We start from the raw sequence: 4,989 nt of genomic DNA, 5'->3' as shown, positions 1-4,989 counted from the left end.
TGATCGTAAATGCCAGGATTTCACGTTTTTCGCGGGAAGATACCGTGGGCGACTCGCCAGTGGTTCCCTGTACTACGAGGTAATCGCTACCGCCTTCACTTACCAGGTCGATCAGCTTTTTCAAACCTGTATAATCTACTTCATTCTCTTGATCGAAAGGAGTGATCAATGCGGCACCTACCCCTTTGAAACGTTGGTCCAATGGCATTATTAAACTATATAATTGGTTGATTTTCGAAAACGCAAAGTTAGCCTTCTAAGTCGTTTTACCTTACTTATTATCGATCATTGCCAAAAATTCTTCCTCGGAAAGAATTGTTACGCCGAGCTTGCGCGCCTTTTCCAGCTTGGAAGGGCCCATATTTGCGCCGGCGAGCAGGTAGTTGAGTTTACCGGAAACGCCGCTGAGTACCCGTCCGCCGTTGGCTTCAATCTTGTCTTTCAGATCGTCGCGCTCGAAATTTTCAAATACACCTGAAATCACGAAAGTTTTGCCTTCGAGCACGTCGCTTTCTTTTTCCACCGGCTTTTCGTCGCTCTCCATTTGCAGTCCAGCGGCTTGCAGGCGGGCTACGAGCTGCTGGTTTTCGGGCACGCTGAAATAGGATTCAATGCTCATCGCAATGCGCCCGCCGATTTCGGGAACTGCCGTAAGCTGGTCGTAACTTGCATTGCGCAATGCTTCAATGGATTTGAAGTAAGTAGCCAGCTTTTCGGCCACCGTTGCACCTACAAAGCGGATTCCCAATGCAAAAAGCACATTTTTGAAAGGTACTGTTTTCGAAAGCGCAATGCCTTTCAGGATATTCTCCACTGTTTTTTCACGGAAACTGATCTTTTTGACCTTACCTGTTTCTTCATTCAAAATACTTTTCTCAATCCCGAGCAGGTTGCCTTCGTTCAGATCGTACAAATCTGCCGGAGTATTTACCAAACCCAGGTCAAAAAGCGTCTCGATCTTACCCTCGCCCAGACTTTCGATATTCATCGCTTTCCGGTGGATAAAGTGCTCGATTCTACCTTTCAGCTGGGGCGGACAGTGGCTGTCGTTTGGACAGAAGAATGCAACCTCGCCCTCATTCCGCTGCAACTCGGAGCCGCATTCCGGACATTTTGTTGGGAAAACGATGGGTTCTGTGGGAAACAGCTCGCGCTGGGTCACGTCCACACCGGTAATTTTTGGAATAATCTCCCCGCTTTTTTCAACAAAAACCGTGTCTCCGATCTCCAAACCTAATCTTTCCAATTCATTTGCATTGTGCAGCGTTGCGCGTTTTACGCGGGTACCCGATAAATGCACACCTTTTACGTCTTTATATGGAAGTGCCCGCTCGGTCAGGTCACACAGGTTCGCAACGGGCGTAATTGCACCTGTGCGGCCCACCTGGTAAGTCACCATTCTGAGGATAGCAGGCTTGTTTTCAGCCTTATATTTAAATGAAATAGCCCAGCGCGGACTTTTGGCTGTGAAGCCAAGCTCCTGCTGCTGCTCAAATGAGTTGATCTTGATCACAATCCCGTCGGTTGCCAGTGGGAGTGTCGCCCTTTTTTCCTCCCATTCGTGGATATATTCAATCACCTCGTCGATATTGCTCACTTTTTTCCAGCCCGGCGAAACATTGAATCCCCAGGATTTCAATGCAAGCAGACTTTCTTCGTGACTTTTGAAAAATGCATTATCGGAAAGAAAAGAGTAAATGTAACAATCGAGCTGGCGGCGGGCAGTTTCAGCAGAATCCTGCAACTTAAATGAGCCCGAAGCCGCATTACGCGGATTTGCATACTGGTTTTCACCCAGCGTATCCATTTCTTCATTCAGCTTTTGGAATGAGCTCAACGGCATAAAACCTTCACCTCTGATCTCAAACAAATGCGGCAGCTTGTCGGACTTCACGCGCAGCGGAAGTGTTCTGATGGTTTTTACATTGGTGGTAATCTCGTCGCCGCGCGTCCCGTCGCCGCGTGTTACGCCTCTTACCAGTACGCCGTTTTCGTATGTAAAACTCAGGGATATCCCGTCAAATTTGAGTTCGCAGATGTATTCGTAAGCCTCCCCGTCGAGCCCGCGCTTGACCCGGTCGTCGAAATTGCGGAGTTCCTGTTCATTGTAAGTATTGTCCAGCGACAGCATAGGAAAACGGTGGTACACGGTATTGAACGATTTGGTAATCGTACCACCAACCCGCTGCGTGGGAGAATCCGCCTGCCTGAATTCCGGATTCGCATCTTCCAGCGCCTTCAACTGTTTTAAAAGCTGATCAAACTCAAAATCAGAGATTTCGGATACGCTATCCTGGTAGTAGCGATAGTTATAGTGGTTCAGCTTGTCGGTAAGCTCCTGGATCTGCTGTTCGGGACTCATGCGGAATGGCGTTATGGATTCGGCCCAAATTTAAGATTTATTTAAAATTTTGATAATTCCATGTGACCTGATTGAAATCCGTGCGTCTAAACAGAAACACCATCTTAAAGTCAGATGTATTCTATTTGGAATTTATACAATCCCGATCTTACACAGATCATCAACGGAGAAGTTGTATTGTCGCGTAGTCCGAAGGTTTTCGAAAGCAAAATTGCCACGGAGTTGTTGTGGATATTGATGGAACATGTTCAGAAGAACGATTTAGGTAAAGTTTTCAAGATTCCATTGGACACAATTCTAGAAGAAGAATTCAATGTGCTACAACCTGATTTATTGTTCGTCTCAAATGAACAAGCCCATATTATGCGGGACTGGATTCATGGTGCACCGGATATGGTAGTAGAACTTGTCTCCCCAGATACAAGGAATCTAGATACTATTATCAAAAAAGAAATTTACGAACGGTACGGTGTAAAAGAGTATTGGTTGATCTTTCCCGAAGAAGAGTTGATCGAGGTTCACACTTTGCATTTAGGCCAATATCAACTTCACGGGAAGTTTACTGCTGATCAACAAGTACGGACACCTGTTTTTCCGACGCTTGACTTCGATGCAAATGCCATTTTCACGTTTTAAACAAGTAATTCGCTAATTTCGCCGGATATCGTTTTTACAAAAAGAAGATTTCCGATGGCCGAAATTGCTCCCTCCATACTAGCTGCCGACTTTGGCAATCTGCAACGCGATGTTGAAATGCTGAATGCAAGTTCAGCCGGATATATCCACGTAGATGTAATGGACGGCGTTTTTGTACCTAATATATCATTTGGCATTCCGGTTTGCGAGGCAGTTTATAAACACGCTGCCAAGCCGCTCGATGTACATTTAATGATCGAAAAGCCGGACCGCTACTTTGAGGCATTTAAAAAAGCAGGCGCCTGGGGCCTGACAGTCCACTACGAAGCTTGTACCCACCTCCACCGCAACATTCAGCATTTAAAAGAACTCGGGTTATCTGCCGGAGTTGCCCTGAACCCGCACACGCCCATTGAGCTGCTGTCCGATATTTTGGAAGACATTGATCTTGTGCTGATTATGTCTGTAAATCCTGGCTTTGGCGGACAGAAATTCATTGAAAATACCTACAAAAAGATCGCAAAGCTGAATGCACTGCGCGAAAAATTTGGGTATTCATTCAAGATTGAGGTAGATGGCGGCGTTAATCTGGACAATGCACCACAACTTGTTAAAGAAGGCGTGGACATTCTGGTGGCTGGCAGCTTTGTTTTCAATTCGAATGATCCTGCGGCCACAATCGAAAAGTTAAAAAACAGCTAGTAAGATCTCAGCTTCCGCACAAATTGAATTTGAACTTGGTACAAAAAATCAGGAGCTGCCGCGCGCAGTTGCTTTTACCCGCATGCCTGGGAATACTGATTGCCTTTTCTCTGGGCTTTGTGCATCCATTTAAGTCTACCCAGGAGGCCGCACCTAAATTTCCGCTGAAAATCAGTCCGAACGGAAGGCATATTACTGACAACAACGGGGTTCCGTTTCTGATGGTAGCCGATGTGGCCTGGCAGCTATTGCGTCGGCTCAGCTATACCGAAGCGGTTCAATATATGGATATCAGGAAGTCGCAATCCTTTAACACCTTCCTGGTGCAGCTGCTGCCTATGCTGCCAAATCAGCGGAATTTCAACAAAGTCACGCCTTTTCTCAATAATGACATTACGAAGCCCAACAAAGCGTACTTCGATTATTTTGGCAAAATCATAGCAGCTGCCAAAGAACGAAACCTGGTCGTGGGCATTGTCGTATCCAGAAAAAGCTGGAATGTTGTTTTTGATACTTTTAATGAAACAGCCTGGAAAGAGTACGGTACCTATGTCGGCAAAGCTTTTGCCGGTTACTCTAACGTGATCTGGATCGTCAGTGAAGAGGAATACCAGAGTGCGGCGCAATTCGGCGCGATTGCAGAAGGGATCAGGTCGGTATCGGAGGGGCAGATACTGGCTTCGCTCAATACCTGCTCACCCAGCAACCTGAACGAGAATCCTTCTAATTTCTCCAACCTGAAATTCATCATTCCCGACTCGACAGTTACCCCTTCCGAGTACGCTGCGCTGGCCAACTGGCAGAAAAACTCGGCAGAAGCTTCATTAAGGCCATTTTTGATTGCAAACTCGGAGTTCCCAAGAGAGATAACCGACCAGTCTTCATTGATCCGGACACAGGCTTACCAATCCATTATGAGCTCTGCCGCGGGATTTTGCCACATGAGCACGATCAAGAATTTTAATCCAACATGGAAAGTCAATATCACCAAAGATGGCGCAGAGTACATTCACGAGCTGGTGAAAATCCTGAAAGGTATACCCTGGGAATACATGCAGCCCGACAAGCCCGACCTGCTGCCCGATTCCATTGACAAAGCCGATATCGGCATTGTTTCCCTTTCCAATAAAAGAATGTGCATGATGTACCTGCCCGAGTCCAGGCCGGTCAAAGTTGACCTCAAATATCTGCATGGAACAGAGTTCGGGGCAGTCTGGTACAGTCCGCGCACAGGCCGCAGGTGGGATGGCGGAAAGTTCAGTACGGCGGAACAGGTGGTGGTACAACCG

General features: G+C 46.8%; 5 protein-coding genes. 3 read left to right on the top strand and 2 right to left on the bottom strand.

What is annotated here, in order from left to right; genetic code table 11:
• Positions 1-208: dihydrodipicolinate synthase family protein (locus ACTIE6_RS06475; RefSeq protein WP_439555856.1), on the bottom strand; the 208-nt coding region annotated here is incomplete at its 3' end.
• Positions 209-271: 63 nt separating this feature from the next.
• The gene (gene ligA, locus ACTIE6_RS06470) at positions 272-2,362 is read right to left on the bottom strand and encodes an NAD-dependent DNA ligase LigA (RefSeq protein WP_439555855.1); all 2,091 of its coding nucleotides are present in this window, start codon (positions 2,360-2,362) and stop codon (positions 272-274) included.
• Between the two features lie 114 nt (positions 2,363-2,476).
• Between ligA and ACTIE6_RS06465 the strand changes: the two genes are divergently transcribed.
• From ACTIE6_RS06465 to ACTIE6_RS06455, 3 genes are all read left to right on the top strand, one after another.
• The gene (locus ACTIE6_RS06465) at positions 2,477-2,998 is read left to right on the top strand and encodes a Uma2 family endonuclease (RefSeq protein ID WP_439555854.1); all 522 of its coding nucleotides are present in this window, start codon (positions 2,477-2,479) and stop codon (positions 2,996-2,998) included.
• 54 nt (positions 2,999-3,052) lie between these two features.
• Positions 3,053-3,700, top strand: a complete 648-nt coding sequence (gene rpe, locus ACTIE6_RS06460; RefSeq protein ID WP_439555853.1) for a ribulose-phosphate 3-epimerase — start codon at positions 3,053-3,055, stop codon at positions 3,698-3,700.
• 35 nt (positions 3,701-3,735) lie between these two features.
• Positions 3,736-4,989: apiosidase-like domain-containing protein (locus ACTIE6_RS06455; RefSeq protein ID WP_439555852.1), on the top strand; the 1,254-nt coding region annotated here is incomplete at its 3' end.

This window comes from Dyadobacter sp., assembly GCF_051859145.1.
GTDB lineage: Bacteria > Bacteroidota > Bacteroidia > Cytophagales > Spirosomataceae > Dyadobacter.
Note: the sequence above shows the minus strand (reverse complement) of the source record. Positions and strands in the feature narration are given on the sequence as shown.

Coding starts and splice junctions, on each gene's coding strand:
- ligA (WP_439555855.1), bottom strand. CDS start 2,362: ATGAGTCCCGAACAGCAGATCCAGGAGCTTACCGACAAGCTGAACCAC.
- ACTIE6_RS06465 (WP_439555854.1), top strand. CDS start 2,477: ATGTATTCTATTTGGAATTTATACAATCCCGATCTTACACAGATCATC.
- rpe (WP_439555853.1), top strand. CDS start 3,053: ATGGCCGAAATTGCTCCCTCCATACTAGCTGCCGACTTTGGCAATCTG.